15 protein-coding genes are annotated in these 16,028 nt (G+C 64.2%); 8 read left to right on the plus strand and 7 right to left on the minus strand.

The genetic code is table 11. The features are described 5' to 3' along the window. Window positions 1-60: 60 nt before the first annotated feature. Window positions 61-1,566, plus strand: a complete 1,506-nt coding sequence (locus QM590_RS02340; protein WP_269593456.1) for an APC family permease — start codon at window positions 61-63, stop codon at window positions 1,564-1,566. A 17-nt stretch (window positions 1,567-1,583) separates the two neighbouring features. Then, window positions 1,584-2,438, plus strand: coding sequence for a universal stress protein (locus tag QM590_RS02345; protein WP_094668686.1), 855 nt, complete (start codon window positions 1,584-1,586; stop codon window positions 2,436-2,438). Between the two features lie 72 nt (window positions 2,439-2,510). On the opposite strand, the gene QM590_RS02350 is transcribed toward QM590_RS02345, so the two are convergent. Further along, complete coding sequence (locus QM590_RS02350) at window positions 2,511-3,932, minus strand: NAD(P)/FAD-dependent oxidoreductase (RefSeq protein ID WP_269593455.1); 1,422 nt, start codon at window positions 3,930-3,932, stop codon at window positions 2,511-2,513. Beyond that, on the minus strand, window positions 3,929-5,434 hold the full coding sequence (locus QM590_RS02355) for a gamma-aminobutyraldehyde dehydrogenase (protein ID WP_269593454.1): 1,506 nt from the start codon (window positions 5,432-5,434) through the stop codon (window positions 3,929-3,931). Before QM590_RS02355 ends, QM590_RS02350 begins: the two co-directional genes overlap by 4 nt. Before the next feature lie 142 nt (window positions 5,435-5,576). Between QM590_RS02355 and QM590_RS02360 the strand changes: the two genes are divergently transcribed. Both QM590_RS02360 and QM590_RS02365 read left to right on the plus strand, forming a co-directional pair. Further along, a complete protein-coding gene (locus tag QM590_RS02360) occupies window positions 5,577-6,041 on the plus strand; it encodes an Lrp/AsnC family transcriptional regulator (RefSeq protein ID WP_032376836.1) in 465 nt (154 codons plus the stop codon). Beyond that, window positions 6,038-7,405, plus strand: coding sequence for an aspartate aminotransferase family protein (locus QM590_RS02365; RefSeq protein WP_068051664.1), 1,368 nt, complete (start codon window positions 6,038-6,040; stop codon window positions 7,403-7,405). Before QM590_RS02360 ends, QM590_RS02365 begins: the two co-directional genes overlap by 4 nt. Window positions 7,406-7,430: 25 nt before the next feature. Here the strand turns inward: QM590_RS02365 and QM590_RS02370 are convergent, their stop codons facing one another. Then, window positions 7,431-8,714 carry a thymidine phosphorylase gene (locus tag QM590_RS02370; RefSeq protein WP_269593453.1) on the minus strand — a complete coding sequence of 428 codons (1,284 nt, stop codon included), beginning with the start codon at window positions 8,712-8,714 and terminating at the stop codon, window positions 7,431-7,433. Further along, window positions 8,707-9,120: a cytidine deaminase gene (locus tag QM590_RS02375; protein ID WP_037188964.1), complete on the minus strand. Its 414-nt coding sequence runs from the start codon at window positions 9,118-9,120 to the stop codon at window positions 8,707-8,709. Before QM590_RS02375 ends, QM590_RS02370 begins: the two co-directional genes overlap by 8 nt. Window positions 9,121-9,385: 265 nt before the next feature. Here QM590_RS02375 and sdhC point away from each other — a divergent pair, with 265 nt between their 5' ends. The 4 genes from sdhC to QM590_RS02395 are packed head-to-tail and all read left to right on the plus strand — an operon-like array spanning window position 9,386 to window position 12,800. Next, entirely contained in the window at window positions 9,386-9,796 is a 411-nt protein-coding gene (gene sdhC / locus QM590_RS02380; protein WP_082898767.1) for a succinate dehydrogenase, cytochrome b556 subunit, read from the plus strand. Continuing rightward, the gene (locus tag QM590_RS02385) at window positions 9,796-10,248 is read left to right on the plus strand and encodes a succinate dehydrogenase hydrophobic membrane anchor subunit (protein WP_032397462.1); all 453 of its coding nucleotides are present in this window, start codon (window positions 9,796-9,798) and stop codon (window positions 10,246-10,248) included. Before sdhC ends, QM590_RS02385 begins: the two co-directional genes overlap by 1 nt. A 16-nt stretch (window positions 10,249-10,264) precedes the next feature. Beyond that, entirely contained in the window at window positions 10,265-12,016 is a 1,752-nt protein-coding gene (gene sdhA, locus QM590_RS02390) for a succinate dehydrogenase flavoprotein subunit (protein ID WP_269593452.1), read from the plus strand. A 1-nt stretch (window position 12,017) separates the two neighbouring features. Beyond that, on the plus strand, window positions 12,018-12,800 hold the full coding sequence (locus QM590_RS02395; RefSeq protein ID WP_008718029.1) for a succinate dehydrogenase iron-sulfur subunit: 783 nt from the start codon (window positions 12,018-12,020) through the stop codon (window positions 12,798-12,800). A 62-nt stretch (window positions 12,801-12,862) separates the two neighbouring features. Here QM590_RS02395 and QM590_RS02400 read toward each other — a convergent pair whose 3' ends face one another. The 3 genes from QM590_RS02400 to QM590_RS02410 all read right to left on the minus strand — a co-directional run bounded on the left by QM590_RS02400 (window position 12,863) and on the right by QM590_RS02410 (window position 16,009). Continuing rightward, complete coding sequence (locus QM590_RS02400) at window positions 12,863-14,068, minus strand: acyl-CoA dehydrogenase family protein (RefSeq protein WP_269593451.1); 1,206 nt, start codon at window positions 14,066-14,068, stop codon at window positions 12,863-12,865. Between the two features lie 97 nt (window positions 14,069-14,165). Then, window positions 14,166-14,948, minus strand: coding sequence for an ATP-binding cassette domain-containing protein (locus QM590_RS02405; protein ID WP_269593450.1), 783 nt, complete (start codon window positions 14,946-14,948; stop codon window positions 14,166-14,168). Between the two features lie 2 nt (window positions 14,949-14,950). After that, window positions 14,951-16,009, minus strand: coding sequence for an ABC transporter permease (locus QM590_RS02410; protein ID WP_269593449.1), 1,059 nt, complete (start codon window positions 16,007-16,009; stop codon window positions 14,951-14,953). Between the last annotated feature and the right edge of the window lie 19 nt (window positions 16,010-16,028).

Genomic DNA, 16,028 nt, shown 5'->3' on the forward strand with positions numbered 1-16,028 from the left:
CGGCCGATTCTGTCGGGTCCCCTCCGACGTCCTCGGTCGTCTCGAACCTCGGAGAGATCTATGTCCACTGTGGAACCGCCGAACACCCTTCCGGGTAAAGGACTCAACACCGGCGCTCTCGGGCTGGTCGGCAACATCGTCATCGGCTTGTCGGCGGTGGCCCCGGCCTACAGCCTCGCCGCGACCCTCGGTTACGTGGTTCTGGCCGTCGGCGACAAAGCGCCCTCGATGTTCCTCATCGCCTTCGTTCCGATGCTGCTCACCGCCTTCGCCTACCGCGAACTCGGGCGTGACACACCGGACTGCGGCACGTCGTTCACCTGGGGTACCAAGGCATTCGGGCCCTGGGTCGGGTGGATGGCCGGGTGGGGGCTGGCCGTCTCGGCGATCATCGTGCTGGCCAACGTCGCCGAGATCGCTGCCATCTATCTGTTCGAGTTCCTGGGACTGTCCGGGTTGGCGGAGTCGACCGCGGCCAAGGTCGCCCTCGGTTCGTTCTTCATCGTCTCGATGACCTATGTCAGCTTTCGCGGCATCCTCATCAGCGAACGCATGCAGAACGTGTTGCTGGTCGTGCAGTTCGGGGTGCTCATCGGAGTGTCGGTGACTGCTCTGGTCAAGGTGGGCACCGGGACCGCAGGACCGCAGGCCATCACGCCCCAGTGGAGCTGGTTGGTACCCACCGGAGTGACGATGTCCGACGCGGCCCAGGCCATCATCCTGTGCATCTTCATCTATTGGGGGTGGGACGCCTGCCTTGCCGTCGGCGAGGAAACGAAGGATTCGGAGAAGACTCCGGGACGCGCCGCGGTGATCACCACGCTCATTCTCGTGGCCACCTACGTGCTCGTCGGATACGCCGTGCAGTCGTTCGCCGGGTTCGGCGACACCGGCATCGGCCTGAACAACCCGGACAACGTCGACGATGTGCTCACCATTCTCGGCGATCCGGTCGCGGGTTCGATCGTCGCGTCGCTCCTACTGCTGACCGTCTCCATCTCGGCGCTGTCCTCCACGCAGACGACCATCCTGCCGACGGCCCGCGGAACATTGTCGATGGCCGTTTACGAGGCGATCCCCAAGCGATTCGCCAGCGTCCACCCCAAGTACATGACGCCCGGCTTCGGCACGCTCGTGATGGGTGCCGCGGCGCTGATGTTCTATCTGGTGCTCACTTTCGTCAGCGCCAACGCGCTGCAGGATTCGGTGGCATCACTCGGGCTCGCGGTCGCGTTCTACTACGGCATCACCGCGTACGCGTGCACCTGGTATTTCCGTCGCACGCTCTTCTCGTCCGTCCGAAACCTGTTCATGCGCGGCATCTTTCCGCTCCTCGGCGGGCTGTCGATGACGTGGGCGTTCGTGCAGAGCGCGGTCGACATGATCAAGCCCGACTACGGTTACACCGTCTACGGTCCGATCGGCGGTGTGTTCGTCCTCGGCGTCGGCATGCTGGTACTCGGAATTCCGCTCATGCTGCTGTGCTTCGTGGGCAACAAGGACTTCTTCCAGGGCAAGACACTCACCGCGTCCACCGAAGTCAAGGTTCCGGACACTTACCAGTAGAGAAGGACACCCCATTCATGAAGATCACCGTCGGCTATCTCGCCACCCCCAGCGGCGACGACGGCGTAGCCCTGGCCACCGCCCTCGCCCGCGCCCTCGACGCGTCCATCGACATCGTGCTGGTCATGGCCGTGGACGAACCGGTCATGGAAGGCAGTGGACCGTATCGAAAAGTTCTCGCGGCCAAGGCCGAGGGCTGGGTGGCCGACGCGGCCGCCCAGGTGCCGTCGGGCATCGAGGTGACAACACACGTGCTCTCGCACGAGTCGTTCGCCCGTGCCCTGATCGACTTCGCGGTGCAGACCGATGCCGACATGATCGTCGTCGGCGGAGCCGGCGACGGCTTGCTGAATCGGCATTCCGTCGGTTCGGTTGCCGGCCAGCTCCTGCACGCCTCCGAAGTTCCGCTGGCACTTGCACCTCGGGGCTACCGGCTCTCGAACGCACCGATCACCGACCTCACCGTCGCCGTCCCCACCCGGGCCTCTGCCCCGAATCCGCTGCCGTTCGCGATCACTCTCGCCAGCGCCGCGCACGTGCCTCTTCGGTTGGTGTCGCTGGTCTCGCTCGAGCCGACCGGGGCCCCGAGTGACGAGACCTCACTGGATACGCGTCGACGACAGGTCGCTGCGGCGCAGGACAATCTCGAGCTCGCCGTACGCACTCTCCCCGATATCGACGGTCTGGAGTCGATCGTCGCCGATGGATCGTCGCTGGACGAGGCCATGGGCAACCTCGATTGGAAGCCGGGCGATGTGCTGTTCCTCGGCTCGAGTCGATTGGCGACTCCCAAGCGGGTATTCCTCGGTTCGAGTGCGGCGAAGATTCTGCGTGCCGCCCCGGTGCCGGTGATCGTCGTTCCGCACGATTAGAGCGGCTTCGCCGCACGTGAGCAGAAGCTCGTAGCAGAGGTCGAGTTTCCGTGCACGTGCGGCGCAGCCGCTCTAACTGTCGAAGCCCAGACCCAGCGCGTCCATGCCCTTGAGCCACAGTCCTCGTTTACCGCCGTTGCGGTCGGCTCGGGCGAATGCCGCGCGGGTGATGTTGATCCCGATCGACTTGAGGGGCTCGGGCGGGAACGGCAACGGCATGCTGCGCACCATCTTCAGGCGTGTTCGTTCGGTGTCCTTGCCGTCGAGAAGGTCGAGGGCGGTGCGGGCACCGAAGTGCGACGCGCCGACGCCCAGGCCGGTGAACCCGGCGACCGAGGCCACCCGTCCGTTCATGCCGAGATCCCAGAAGGCGCTGAACCGCGAGCACGTGTCGATCGATCCGCCCCAGGCGTGGGTGGCGCGGATTCCCTCGAGGCTCGGGAACATCTGCAGCAGGTGTTCGGCGAGCAAAGCGAACTCTTCGGGATGTTGAGTTCGGCGTGGGTCGGTGTCGCCACCGTAGAAGTAGTGCGCATCCCACCCGCCGAACAGGATGCGGTTGTCGGCCGTCAACCGGAAGTAGTGGAATCTGTTGCCGGAGTCGGCCAATCCTTCGCGGCCGGACCAGCCGATGTCGGCGAGCTGCGCCGGCGTCAGTGGTTCGGTCATGATCACGTAGTCCCACACCGGGACGATCCAGTGACGGAGTTTGCGGCGCAACGATTTCGATGCCGAAGTGGCCAGCAGCACCTTGCCGGCCTCGATGGTGCCGTAACCCGTCTTCACTCGAATACCTTTGCCGGACTTGCCGATCGACATCGCCCGAGTGTTCTCGTGAATGCGAACGCCGAGCGACTCGGCCGCGTCGGCCAGGCCCCAGGCGAGTTTGGCGGGGTCGATCATCGCGACATCGGGGTCGAACAGTGCACCGCGCGCCATCGGCGAGATGATCCTGGACCGCAGTGCAGCGGCGTCGAGGTATTCCATCGGCTGCGCCAGTCGCCTCCCCTCGTCGCCGAGCTCCCGCAGGTCGTCCACCTGCCAGTCGAAATTGGCGATGTCGAGCTCGCCGGTGCGTTCGATGTCGGCGTCGATCCCATACTTGTCCGCAGTCGCGCAGATCGCGTCGAGCGTCTCGGTGCCCATCCTCAGCAGTTCCGGTAGTTCGTCGGCGTAGCGATCGAGTCCGTTGCCCAGTCCGTGCGTCAGACTGGCCGCACAGAAGCCGCCGTTGCGTCCGGTTGCACCCTCGGCGATGCGGTCGCCTTCGAGCAGCACGATCGATCGGTTCGGGTTCTCCTCTGCCGCATGCAGAGCCGCCCACAGTCCGGTGAATCCGCCGCCGACGATCACGAGATCCGCTGCAGTCGAACCGGTATGCCGGGCCCGTGGCTCCGGGCGTTCGGGACGATCGAGCCAGTAGGACTCCGGTGCCGCGCCCGCAACCATGGTCACGCCGCGGTCGGTGGGAGTGGTTGCCCACGGTGCGTTCATCGGGCATCTCCCTGCGTTGCAGCGTCGACGGACGCGAAGACCGTTCGGTGCCAGGGCTTTCGGGCCACACCGGTGATGTCGGTCATGACGTGCTTGACGGTGAGGTACTCGTCGAGCGAGTAGCTGGACATGTCCTTGCCGAAACCCGAGGCCCCGAATCCGCCGTGTGGCATCTCGCTGATGATCGGGATGTGGTCGTTGATCCATACACAGCCGGCGGCGATCTCCCGCGTCGCTCGGCCCGCGCGGTACAGGTCGCGGGTCCACGCCGAGGCGGCGAGTCCGAACTCGGTGTCGTTGGCACGTCGGATCGCGTCGTCGTCCCCGTGATGCTTGGACACCGTGAGCACCGGACCGAACACCTCGTCGCGATAGATCTCGTCCTGCTCACCGACATCGGCGATCAGGGTGGGCGGATAGAAAGCGCCTCGCCCCTCGGGCACACGGCCTCCGGTCACCACCCTGGCACCTGCATCGCGGGCCCGATCCACCATCGCAGCCACCCGATCTCGGTGCGCGACGGAGATCAACGATCCCATGTCCGTTGCCGGATCCCTCGGGTCTCCCACGACGACGCGACCCATCAACTCGGCGACTCCGGCGACGAAGTCCTCGTACAGGGATTCGGCGACTATGGCGCGGGTGGCCGCCGTGCAGTCCTGGCCGCCGTTGATCAGCGATCCCGCGACGGCACCGTGGATGGCTGCGTCGAGGTCGGCGTCGTCGAACACCACCAGCGGCGCCTTGCCCCCGAGCTCGAGCTGCACCCGCGTGCCGTGCGCGGCGGCTTGCGCCATGACGCGCCTGCCGACGGGAGTGGAGCCGGTGAACGTCATCAGGTCCAGTCCGGCATGGGAGGACAGCGCGACTCCGGCGTCCACTCCGGTTCCGGTGACGACGTTGAACACCCCGTCGGGTACGCCTGCCTCGGTGGCCAAGCGCGCCAGCCGCAGGGTGGTCAGCGGCGTGAGTTCACTGGGCTTGAGCACGATGGAACACCCGGCCGCCAACGCCGGTATCGCTTTCCACACCGCCATCTGCAGCGGATAGTTCCACGGAGTGATCGACCCGACCACTCCGACGGCGTCCCGGCGGATGGCGGAGGTGTGCTCACCCGAGTACTCCGCAGCAGCCTTGCCGTCCAGGTGCCGCGCCGCCCCGGCGAAGAACTCGATGTTGTCGATGCTGCCCGGAACATCGAATTCGGTTGCCAGCCTTGTCGATTTGCCGGTCTGCGCCACTTCCTCGGACACGAAGTTCTCCGCGTCGGCCGCAACGAGACGCGCCAGTTCCATCAACACGGCGCTGCGGTGCGCGGGGGTGGCGGTGGACCATGCCGGAAAGGCCGATCGAGCATGCGAGAGAGCCGAATCGACGTCCTCGGCGGTGGCCAAACCGACGTCGGCAGCGACAGCTCCGGTCGCGGGATCGTCGACCTCGTACCGATCACCGCCACCGTCGACCGCGCGTCCGTCGATCCAACAACCAGGAATGTTCGCCATGCCTGCAGAGTACCGGCGAACCCACTGATTCTCTCTGTTTCGAGCCTTTCGACAACTGATTCTGTCGTTTGGATCGACAATTGACACGCTTTTCATCGTGGACGGGTTGTGTTCACGGCCACGACAGTGACAAGATCGAGCCATGCCCGAGCAACCGCCCATCGCACTCGACGACGTCTCCAAGGCGATCATCGAGCAACTTCAAGAGGACGGGCGTCGCTCGTACGCCGCCATCGGCAAAGCCGTCGGACTCTCAGAAGCGGCTGTCCGTCAACGAGTTCAGCGCCTGACGGACTCCGGCGTCATGCAGATCGTCGCGGTGACCGATCCGGTGCAGGTCGGATTCAAGCGGCAGGCCATGATCGGCATCAAGTGCACCGGCGACAGTTACGCACTGTCCGAGGAACTGTCGGCGATCGATGCGATCGACTACGTCGTCCTCACCGCAGGGTCGTTCGACGTCGTCGTGGAAGTGGTGTGCGAGGACGACGAACAACTCCTGCAGATCCTGAACAAGCAGATCAGAAGTCTCGACGGCGTCACCAGCACCGAAACCCTGGTCTATCTCAAACTCGTCAAGCAGCAATACAATTGGGGAACACGATGACACGAACGACAGCCGAGCTCGACGCTTCCGCAGCCAAGCACCTGTGGGGCCACTTCACCCGCCACGGCGCAGGGGTCACTCCCCCGATCATCACCCGCGGGGAAGGGTCGACCATCTGGGATTCCAACGGAAAGAGCTACATCGACGGTCTGTCGGGGCTGTTCGTGGTCCAGGTGGGACACGGCCGTGAAGAACTGGCCGAGGCCGCAGCCAAGCAGGCCAAAGAACTGGCGTTCTTCCCACTGTGGTCGTACGTCACCGAACCGGCCATCGAACTTGCCGAGCGTCTCGCCGGTTACGCCCCCGGCGACCTGAACCGGGTCTTCTTCACCACCGGTGGCGGCGAGGCCGTCGAGAGCGCATGGAAGTTGGCCAAGCAGTACTTCAAGAAAGTCGGCAAGCCCGGTAAGCACAAGGTGATCTCGCGAGCGATCGCCTACCACGGCACCCCGCAGGGTGCGCTGGCCATCACCGGAATCCCCGCGCTCAAGGAACCGTTCGAGCCGCTGACGCCGGGCGCGTTCCGAGTGCCGAACACCAACATCTACCGCGCCCCCGCCCCCCTCGACACAGATCCGAAAGCATTCGGAATCTGGGCCGCGGACCGCATCGCCGAGGCCATCGAGTTCGAGGGCCCCGATTCGGTGGCCGCGGTGTTCCTCGAGCCGGTTCAGAATGCCGGGGGCTGCTTTCCTCCCCCGCCCGGATACTTCGAGCGCGTCCGTGAAATCTGCGACCGCTACGACGTGCTCCTGGTCTCGGACGAGGTGATCTGTGCGTTCGGCCGGATCGGATCGATGTTCGCGTGCAACGACTTCGGCTACGTACCGGACATCATCACCTGCGCCAAGGGATTGACCTCGGGCTACTCCCCCATCGGCGCAATGATCGCCTCCGACAAGCTCTTCGAGCCGTTCGACGACGGCACGTCGAGCTTCGCGCACGGATACACCTTCGGCGGCCACCCCGTCTCCGCCGCCGTTGCCATGGCCAATCTCGACATCTTCGAGCGCGAGGGCATCAACGCGCACGTCGCAGACAATGCACCGGCGTTCCGTGCCACGCTCGAGAAACTGCACGACCTACCGATCGTCGGCGACGTGCGCGGCGAGGGATTCTTCTACGGCATCGAGTTGGTCAAGGACAAGGCCACGAAGGAAACGTTCAGCGATGCCGAAGCAGAGCGCATCCTTCGCGGCTTCCTGTCCACCGCACTGTTCGACGCCGGGCTGTACTGCCGCGCCGACGACCGCGGCGACCCGGTGGTACAGCTGGCACCACCGCTGATCTGCGGTCAGAAGGAGTTCGACGAGATGGAGCAGATCCTGCGCAGCGTGCTGACGGAGGCAGGCAACCTGATCTGACCGGGCCCGCTACTGCCCGAGCTCCTCACCGGCCGATGCGGTCGATCACCAGGGGCCTCGGCTGCGAGGCCGTGGCCCCTATCTCCCAACTGGATTCGAGTGCCTGCTGCGCATACTCGAAACGCTCGGGGGTGTCGGTGTACAGCGTCGCCAGTCGATCCCCAGCACGTACCCGATCGCCGGGTTTGGCGTGCAGCCGCACACCGGCCGCGCTCTGAACCGGCTCACCCTGTCGCTCGCGGCCCGCGCCCAGTCGCCAGGCCGCGAGCCCGACGCCCATTGCGTCCAATCCGGTGACGACGCCGTCGGCGGTGGCGGTGAAGTCCTGGCTCTCACGGGCGACGGGTAGTGCGGCATCGGGATCGCCGCCCTGCGCGGCGATCATCGTTCGCCAGCGATCCATGGCAGAACCGTCGGCGAGCTTGTCGGCCGGATCGATGCCCTCGATCCCGGCTGCGGTGAGCATCGTGCGCGCCAATGTGATCGTCAGCTCGACGATGTCGGCCGGGCCACCTCCGGCGAGAACCTCGACCGACTCCTCCACCTCGAGCGCGTTGCCTGCGGTGAGCCCGAGCGGGGTGTCCATCGCCGTCAGCACCGCCAGAGTCCGCACGCCCGCATCGGTTCCGAGCTCGACCATCGCGGTCGCGAGTTCGCGTGCGTCGTCGACGTTCTTCATGAACGCGCCGCCGCCTACCTTGACGTCCAACACGAGGGCGCCTGTGCCCTCGGCGATCTTCTTGCTCATGATCGAGCTGGCGATCAGCGGGATCGATTCGACCGTTCCCGTCACGTCGCGCAGTGCGTAGAGCTTCTTGTCGGCCGGAGCCAGATCGGCACCGGCAGCGCACACGACAGCACCGATCGCCGGATCGGCCAGGATGCGATGCATCTCCTCACCGCTCAGATCCGCTCGCCATCCGGGGATGGACTCGAGCTTGTCGAGCGTTCCGCCGGTATGTCCGAGTCCTCGACCCGACAGCTGCGGCACTGCCGCCCCGCAGGCGGCGACGAGCGGAGCCAGCGGCAGCGTGATCTTGTCTCCGACACCACCGGTCGAGTGCTTGTCGACGGTGGGCAGCGGCAGCGCCGAGAAGTCCATTCGGGTACCCGACGCGATCATCGCGTTCGTCCACGTACCGAGCTCGCGACGCGACAATCCACGCCACAGAACGGCCATCGCGAGAGCCGACATCTGTTCCGGCGCGACGGATCCGCGGGTGAACTCCGCGATCACCCATTCGATCTGTTCGTCGTCGAGAACGCGCCCGTCTCGCTTGGCGCTGATGATGGATACGGCGTCAGGCATGGTTGTTCACGCGTCCTTCGTCGAGGTTGTCGGGGCCGAAAGCATTCGGGAGCAACTCTGCCAGTCGAGCCGGTCCCGAGACGGTGTCGACGAGCAGATCCGGGCCGCCGAACTCGTACAGCAGCTGTCGGCATCGCCCGCACGGCATCAGAATTTCACGCCTGGAATCGCAGCAGGAAAAGGCGACGAGTCTGCCGCCGCCGGTCGAGTGCAGGTTGGACACCAACCCGCACTCCGCACAGAGCCCCAAACCGTATGAGACATTTTCCACATTGCACCCGGTGACTATCCGATTGTCGTCCACCAGAGCCGCCGCACCGACCGGAAAGTTCGAGTATGGGGCGTAGGCACGGCCCATTGCCTCATGAGCATTGTCGCGCAACGTCTTCCAGTCGATTTCGTTCATGGTGAACCATCCAATCACGGTGTCTGAATTGATGCAGAGATCCGGCCCGAAGAGCGCTCATCAATTGGGAAGGCAAACCTAACACCGCATTTCGGCACCGTACGAACCTCGAGTCGAATTAGTTCCGTGTTTCGAATGGGTTTACAGTTTCCAGTAAGCGGCTAGTACAACCAGCACTAGGGCCGAATCGCGACAAATCGAGCCAGGCAAGACCGGCCACCGGGGCTCGATGCGTCCACCAACGACGTTGGAGGCATTGCACTCGATGAGTAGCACGACGGAAGTCGCTCCGGTCAAGGAGCGCAAGCGGTCTCTGTACCGCGGGGACCCGGGCATGTGGTCCTGGGTTCTGCACCGCATCACAGGCGTTCTGGTCTTTTTCTTTCTGTTCGTCCACGTCCTCGACACGGCGATGGTTCGGGTCAACCCCGAGACGTACGACGCCATCATCGAGACCTACAAGACCCCACTCGTCGGCCTGATGGAAATCGGCCTCGTCGCGGCAGTGCTGTACCACGCGTTGAACGGCATCCGCGTGATGCTGATCGACTTCTGGTCCAAGGGACCGCAGTACCAGAAGCCGATGCTGTGGGCGATCGCAGTCATCTGGCTCGTCGTCATGATCCCCGGCGCGGGACGAATCTTCTACAACATGTTCACGGCGGGTGGTCACTGATGTCGACGCAGGGTCCCGAGGCCAAGGTCCTCGGCACGAACTACGACCGTCCGGCCAGCTTGGCCAACCCGCGTTCGCCGCGGCGGCAGAGCAAGGGCAACTTCGAGCTCTACGCATGGCTGTTCATGCGCTTCTCCGGCCTGGCACTCGTCGTGCTCGTCCTGGGCCACATGTTCATCATGCTGATGCTCGACGACGGTGTGCACCGCATCAACTTCGCTTTCGTCGCCGGTCGTTGGGCCAGCCCGTTCTGGCAGTTCTGGGACCTGACGATGCTGTGGCTGGCGCAGCTGCACGGCGGCAACGGCCTGCGCACGATCATCGCGGACTACTCCCGCAAGGATTCGACGCGATTCTGGCTGACCACGCTGCTGGTGCTGTCGATGATCCTCATCATGGGCGTCGGCACGTACGTCATCTTCACGTTCGATCCCAACATCACGGCGAGCTAAGGACACTGACGCTTACATGCAGGAACATCGTTACGACGTACTGATCGTCGGCGCAGGCGGTGCCGGTATGCGTGCTGCGATCGAGGCCGGACCCCGTGCTCGCACAGCCGTACTGACCAAGCTCTACCCCACGCGCTCGCACACCGGTGCAGCTCAGGGTGGCATGTGTGCCGCCCTGGCCAATGTCGAGGAAGACAACTGGGAGTGGCACACGTTCGACACCGTCAAGGGCGGCGACTACCTCGCCGACCAGGACGCGGTGGAGATCATGGCCAAGGAAGCCATCGACGCGGTTCTCGACCTCGAGAAGATGGGCCTTCCCTTCAACCGGACACCCGAGGGCAAGATCGACCAGCGGCGCTTCGGTGGCCACACCCGCGATCACGGCAAAGCTCCCGTGCGTCGTGCGTGCTACGCAGCCGACCGCACCGGCCACATGATCCTGCAGACGCTCTACCAGAACTGCGTCAAGCACGACGTCGAGTTCTACAACGAGTTCTACGCACTGGACTTGTGTCTGACCGAGACCGACGACGGTCCTGTCGCGACCGGAATCATCGCCTACGAGCTGTCCACCGGTGAGCTGCACATCTTCCACGCGAAGTCGATCATCTTCGCCACCGGAGGCTCGGGCCGGATCTACAAGACCACCTCCAATGCCCACACCCTCACCGGTGACGGCATGAGCATCATCTTCCGCAAGGGTCTTCCCTTGGAGGACATGGAGTTCCACCAGTTCCACCCGACAGGTCTCGCAGGCCTTGGCATCCTCATCTCCGAGGCCGTGCGCGGTGAGGGCGGCATCCTGCGCAACGAGTCGGGTGAACGCTTCATGGAGCGCTACGCACCGACCATCAAGGACCTCGCGCCCCGCGACATCGTCGCGCGTTCGATGGTGCTCGAGGTGCTCGAAGGACGCGGTGGCGGCCCGAACAAGGACTACGTCTACATCGACGTCACGCACATTCCCGAGGAAGTTCTGGACGAGAAGCTCCCGGACATCATGGAGTTCTCTCGCACGTACCTCGGTGTCGACCCCGTCAAGGAGCCGGTGCCCGTCTACCCGACGTGCCACTACGTCATGGGCGGCATCCCCACGAAGATCCGCGGCGAGGTTCTGCGCAACAACGAGGACATCGTCCCCGGCCTCTACGCGGCCGGCGAATGTGCCTGCGTCTCCGTGCACGGTGCCAACCGTCTCGGCACCAACTCGCTGCTCGACATCAACGTCTTCGGACGTCGTGCCGGCATCGCGGCGGCCGAGTACGCGAACTCGGTCGACTTCACCCCGCTCCCCGAGGAGCCGGCGAAGATGGTGCAGGACTGGCTGGAGCTGATCCTCTCCGACCACGGACACGAGCGCGCAGCCGACATCCGTACCGAGATGCAGCAGTCGATGGACAACAACGCCTCGGTATTCCGTACCGAGGAGCGTCTCGAGACGGCACTGAAGGATGTCCGCGCCCTCAAGGAGCGGTACAACAAGATCACCGTCGAGGACAAGGGCAAGCGCTACAACAGCGACCTGCTCGAGGCCATCGAACTCGGCTTCCTGCTCGAAATGGCGGAGGTCACGGTCGTCGGTGCACTCAACCGGAAGGAATCGCGCGGCGGACACGCTCGCGAGGACTACCCCGAGCGCAACGACGCCGAGTACATGAAGCACACCATGGCCTACAAAGAGGGCGAAGGTCTGCTCACCGAGATCCGCTTGGATTACAAGCCGGTAATCCAAACCCGCTACGAGCCGATGGAGCGGAAGTACTGATATGAGCGCACCCACCCTGGACAAGAAGTCCAACGAGTCCGATCTGCCACCCGTCCCCGAGGGCGCGGTGATGGTCAACCTCAAGATCGCGCGCTTCAACCCCGAGAGCGGTGACGGTCAGCGCTGGGACACCTTCCAGGTCCCCACACTGGCCACCGACCGTCTGCTCAACCTGCTGCTGTACGTGAAGGGCTACCTGGACGGCACCCTGACGTTCCGTCGCTCGTGCGCACACGGTGTCTGTGGCAGCGATGCGATGCGGATCAACGGTGTCAACCGTCTCGCCTGCAAGGTGCTCATGCGCGACATGCTCCCCAAGGACTCGTCGAAGACGCTGAACATCACCATCGAGCCCATCAAGGGTCTGCCGGTGGAGAAGGACCTCATCGTCGACATGGAACCCTTCTTCGACGCGTTCCGCGCCGTGAAGCCGTTCCTGATGACGACCGGCAACGAGCCGACCCGCGAGCGGATCCAGTCCGCTGCGGACCGTGCCCGCTTCGACGACACCACCAAGTGCATCCTGTGCGCGTGCTGCACCACCTCGTGCCCCGTGTTCTGGAGCGACGGCAGCTACTTCGGTCCGGCCGCCATCGTCAACGCACACCGGTTCATCTTCGACAGCCGTGACGAGGGCGCAACCGAGCGTCTGGACATCCTCAACGACGTCGAGGGTGTGTGGCGTTGCCGCACCACCTTCAACTGCACCGACGCATGCCCTCGCGGCATCCAGGTGACCAAGGCGATCCAGGAAGTCAAGCGAGCGTTGCTCTTCGCACGCTGACCACTCCCACCGCAATCGAAAGGCCCCTTCGCACACGCGAAGGGGCCTTTCGACGTTCTACGTCAGACGAACGCGCCGAAGCCCGTCACTCCGCGGCCGACGATCAGGTTGTTGATCTGCGCGGTTCCCTCGTAGGAGTACAGGGCCTCGGCGTCGGCAAAGAATCTGATGACGTCGTGCTCGATCAGAATTCCGTTGCCGCCCAGGATCTCTCGGGCCCAACCCACCGTCTCGCGCAGCCGCGTCGTACAGAACGTCTTCGCGAGCGCCGCATGCTCGTCGTGGTGGACGCCGTTGTCCTGCAACTGAGCGACACGAATCGCCATCCCGAGCGCGGCGGTGATGTTCGCCGTCATGCGGGCGATCAGGTCGGAGATCAGCTGGAACGAGGCGATCGGAGATCCGAACTGTTCGCGTTCGCGCGCATACGCCACGGCCCGCTCGTACGCGCCCATCATCACGCCCACGGCTTGAAAGGCCACTCCCCCGCGCGTCAGCCGAAGCACCTTCGCGGTGTCGGCGAACGAATTGGCCTCGGCTAGCTTGTTGCCGACCGGGACCCGGCAGTTCTCCAGATGGATGTCGGCGTTCTCCACCGCGCGGAGCGAATACTTGCCCTCGATCTTCTCGGCCCGGAAGCCTTCGAATCCCTGCTCCACGACGAAGCCCTTGACCTCGCCGTCGGCCTCGTCCTTGGCGAAAACGATGGTCAGATCGGCGAAGGTGGCATTGCCGATCCACCGCTTGCTGCCGTTGAGGATCCAGTGATCACCGTCGAGGCGGGCGGTGGTCTCCAGCCCGCCCGCGACATCGGAGCCACCGTGCGGTTCGGACAGGCCGAACGCGCCGATCTTCTCCATTCGACGCATGGCAGGCAACCACCGTTCGCGCTGCTCCTCGGAGCCGAGAATCGAGATGCTGCTCATCGCCAGCGAACTGTGCACGCTGAACATCGTTCCCGTCGACGGATCGACCCGCGCGAACTCCATTTCGAGCCAGCCGGTGAGCAGCTTGCGCGAGGCCTTTCGATCACCGAATCCGTAACCGAGACCGGCGATTTCGAGTTCGGCGATCTTCGGCATCAGGTGCACCGGAGAGGTGGCCTTCTCCCAGAACTCGTTCGCCCTCGGCGCGACCTCGTCCTGCAGGAACCGGCGGGTACGCAGGACCACCTCGATCTCGGAGTCGTCGAGCATGCTCTGATACCCGTAGAAATCGGATTCGAGAAAGTCCGGCGACAGTGGTCCGAGGGGCTCGTGCTCGCTCATGTTCGGCTCCTTCGTCTGGCACCTCCATCGGGCACCGCTATCGGTCTTCTACCCGCCACGCGCGATTCTCACGCATGGTCCCGCGACCGCCGACCGGTCAGCGGCGCAGTTCGTCGGAGAGGGTCTCCAGTTCGTCCCCGCCCGCCATTTCCTTGGTGAGATCGTCGAGGGAGATGTCGTCGTGCGCGCAGTCCAACGTCTGACGTCCCCGATCGAGGAGGACGAAGTGGTCTCCGACCATGTACGCGTGGTGAGGATTGTGGGTGATGAACACGACGCCGAAGCCTTTCTCCCTGGCCGCGGAGATGTATCGGAGAACCATGCCGGATTGCTTGACGCCGAGAGCGGCGGTCGGCTCGTCGAGAATGAGCACCCGCGCACCGAAGAAGATGGCGCGAGCGATCGCCACGCACTGACGTTGGCCGCCGGACAGGGAGCCGATGGGGGCGTCGACGTCGGGCAGATCGATACCCATCTTGCGCAGTTCGTCGATGGTTCTCGCGCGCATGGCATGGGTGTCCAGGGTCTTGAAGATCTTGCCCCTGCGCAGCTCCTGGCCGAGAAAGAAGTTGCGCCACACCGGCATCAGGGAAACGACCGCGAGGTCCTGATAGACCGTCGATATGCCCTGTTCCACGGCCTGCTTCGGCGAGCCGAACGTTGTCGCCTTGCCGTCGACGAGCAGTTCCCCCTCCGACTGGCGATGCAGACCGGACATGATCTTGATCAGAGTGGATTTGCCTGCGCCGTTGTCACCGAGGACGCAGGTGACCTCACCGGCACCGACACGCAGGTCTATCCCGTGCAGCGCGATGATGTTGCCGTAGCTCTTACCGACGCCTTTCAGCTCGATCAGGGGTGTGTTCGCAGAAGACGTCATGGTCACCTTTTCGCCGCGTAGTTGCGGAAGGAGCTGTTCGCGACCACTGCGAACAGCAGCATCGCGCCGAGGAAGAACTTGAACCAGTCCGGGTTCCAGCCTGCGTACACGATGCCCTGATTGGTCATGCCGAAGATGAACGCTCCGATGAACGCACCGACCGCCGTACCGTACCCACCGGTGAGCAGGCATCCGCCGATGACGGCGGCAATGATGTAGAGGAATTCGTTGCCCACGCCTTGGCCGGACTGCACGGTGTCGAAGGCGAACAGCAGGTGCATGCCGACGAACCAGGCGCAGAAGCCGACGAACATGAACAGGCCGATCTTGACCCTGGTGACCGGGACGCCGACGGCACGCGCCGATTCCTGGTTGCCGCCGACGGCGAAGATCCAGTTGCCGACCCGGGTCTTCATCAGCACCCAGGTCGCGCCGAGCGTGAACACGATCCACCACACGACGGTGATGCGGACCGAGACCCCCAGCAGCGAGAACGAGGACGAGAAGAAGCCCTTGGCCGAGTCGAATCCCTCCATGTCCGAGATGGACGGGGTGGCGACCTGGCCGGTGACGAGTTTTGTGACAGCGAGATTGATGCCGGTGAGCATCAGAAACGACGCCAACGTGATCAGGAACGACGGAATCTTGGTCGTCATCACGAGGTATCCGTTGAGGAAACCGACCGCCAGTGCCAGCACCAGCGCCAATGCAGAGCCCGCCCACACGTTCAGGTGCAGGTTGTAGGCCAGCATGGAGGCCATGATCGACGAGAACGTCACCGCGACTCCGGTGGAGAGGTCGAATTCTCCGCCGATCATCAACAGCGAGACCCCGATCGCCATGATGCCGATGGTCGAGGATGCGTACAGCACGGTCGCGAGAGCCTCGGGTGATCGAAACGGTGGTGCCACGATGCAGAAGAAGACGAAGATGGCGACCGCACCGAACAGGGCACCGATCTCCGGGCGAATCAGCAACCGCTGCAACGGTTTCTGCTTCTTGATCCGCTCATCGGTGATCACGGTGTGTTCGGACAGAGCCGGATCGGCCTGTGTGGACATGCTCTTCCTTCCGCGCCGA

Source organism: Rhodococcus sp. IEGM 1372, assembly GCF_030056835.1.
Taxonomy (GTDB): domain Bacteria; phylum Actinomycetota; class Actinomycetes; order Mycobacteriales; family Mycobacteriaceae; genus Rhodococcoides.

What these genes read in the sequence shown, in the direction of transcription:
- QM590_RS02370 (WP_269593453.1), bottom strand. Translation starts at nt 8,714, where the DNA reads ATGCCTGACGCCGTATCCATCATCAGCGCCAAGCGAGACGGGCGCGTT.
- QM590_RS02400 (WP_269593451.1), bottom strand. Translation starts at nt 14,068, where the DNA reads ATGAGCGAGCACGAGCCCCTCGGACCACTGTCGCCGGACTTTCTCGAA.
- QM590_RS02340 (WP_269593456.1), top strand. Translation starts at nt 61, where the DNA reads ATGTCCACTGTGGAACCGCCGAACACCCTTCCGGGTAAAGGACTCAAC.
- sdhA (WP_269593452.1), top strand. Translation starts at nt 10,265, where the DNA reads ATGCAGGAACATCGTTACGACGTACTGATCGTCGGCGCAGGCGGTGCC.
- QM590_RS02355 (WP_269593454.1), bottom strand. Translation starts at nt 5,434, where the DNA reads ATGGCGAACATTCCTGGTTGTTGGATCGACGGACGCGCGGTCGACGGT.
- QM590_RS02365 (WP_068051664.1), top strand. Translation starts at nt 6,038, where the DNA reads ATGACACGAACGACAGCCGAGCTCGACGCTTCCGCAGCCAAGCACCTG.
- QM590_RS02360 (WP_032376836.1), top strand. Translation starts at nt 5,577, where the DNA reads ATGCCCGAGCAACCGCCCATCGCACTCGACGACGTCTCCAAGGCGATC.
- QM590_RS02410 (WP_269593449.1), bottom strand. Translation starts at nt 16,009, where the DNA reads ATGTCCACACAGGCCGATCCGGCTCTGTCCGAACACACCGTGATCACC.
- QM590_RS02350 (WP_269593455.1), bottom strand. Translation starts at nt 3,932, where the DNA reads ATGAACGCACCGTGGGCAACCACTCCCACCGACCGCGGCGTGACCATG.
- QM590_RS02385 (WP_032397462.1), top strand. Translation starts at nt 9,796, where the DNA reads ATGTCGACGCAGGGTCCCGAGGCCAAGGTCCTCGGCACGAACTACGAC.
- QM590_RS02345 (WP_094668686.1), top strand. Translation starts at nt 1,584, where the DNA reads ATGAAGATCACCGTCGGCTATCTCGCCACCCCCAGCGGCGACGACGGC.
- sdhC (WP_082898767.1), top strand. Translation starts at nt 9,386, where the DNA reads ATGAGTAGCACGACGGAAGTCGCTCCGGTCAAGGAGCGCAAGCGGTCT.
- QM590_RS02405 (WP_269593450.1), bottom strand. Translation starts at nt 14,948, where the DNA reads ATGACGTCTTCTGCGAACACACCCCTGATCGAGCTGAAAGGCGTCGGT.
- QM590_RS02375 (WP_037188964.1), bottom strand. Translation starts at nt 9,120, where the DNA reads ATGAACGAAATCGACTGGAAGACGTTGCGCGACAATGCTCATGAGGCA.
- QM590_RS02395 (WP_008718029.1), top strand. Translation starts at nt 12,018, where the DNA reads ATGAGCGCACCCACCCTGGACAAGAAGTCCAACGAGTCCGATCTGCCA.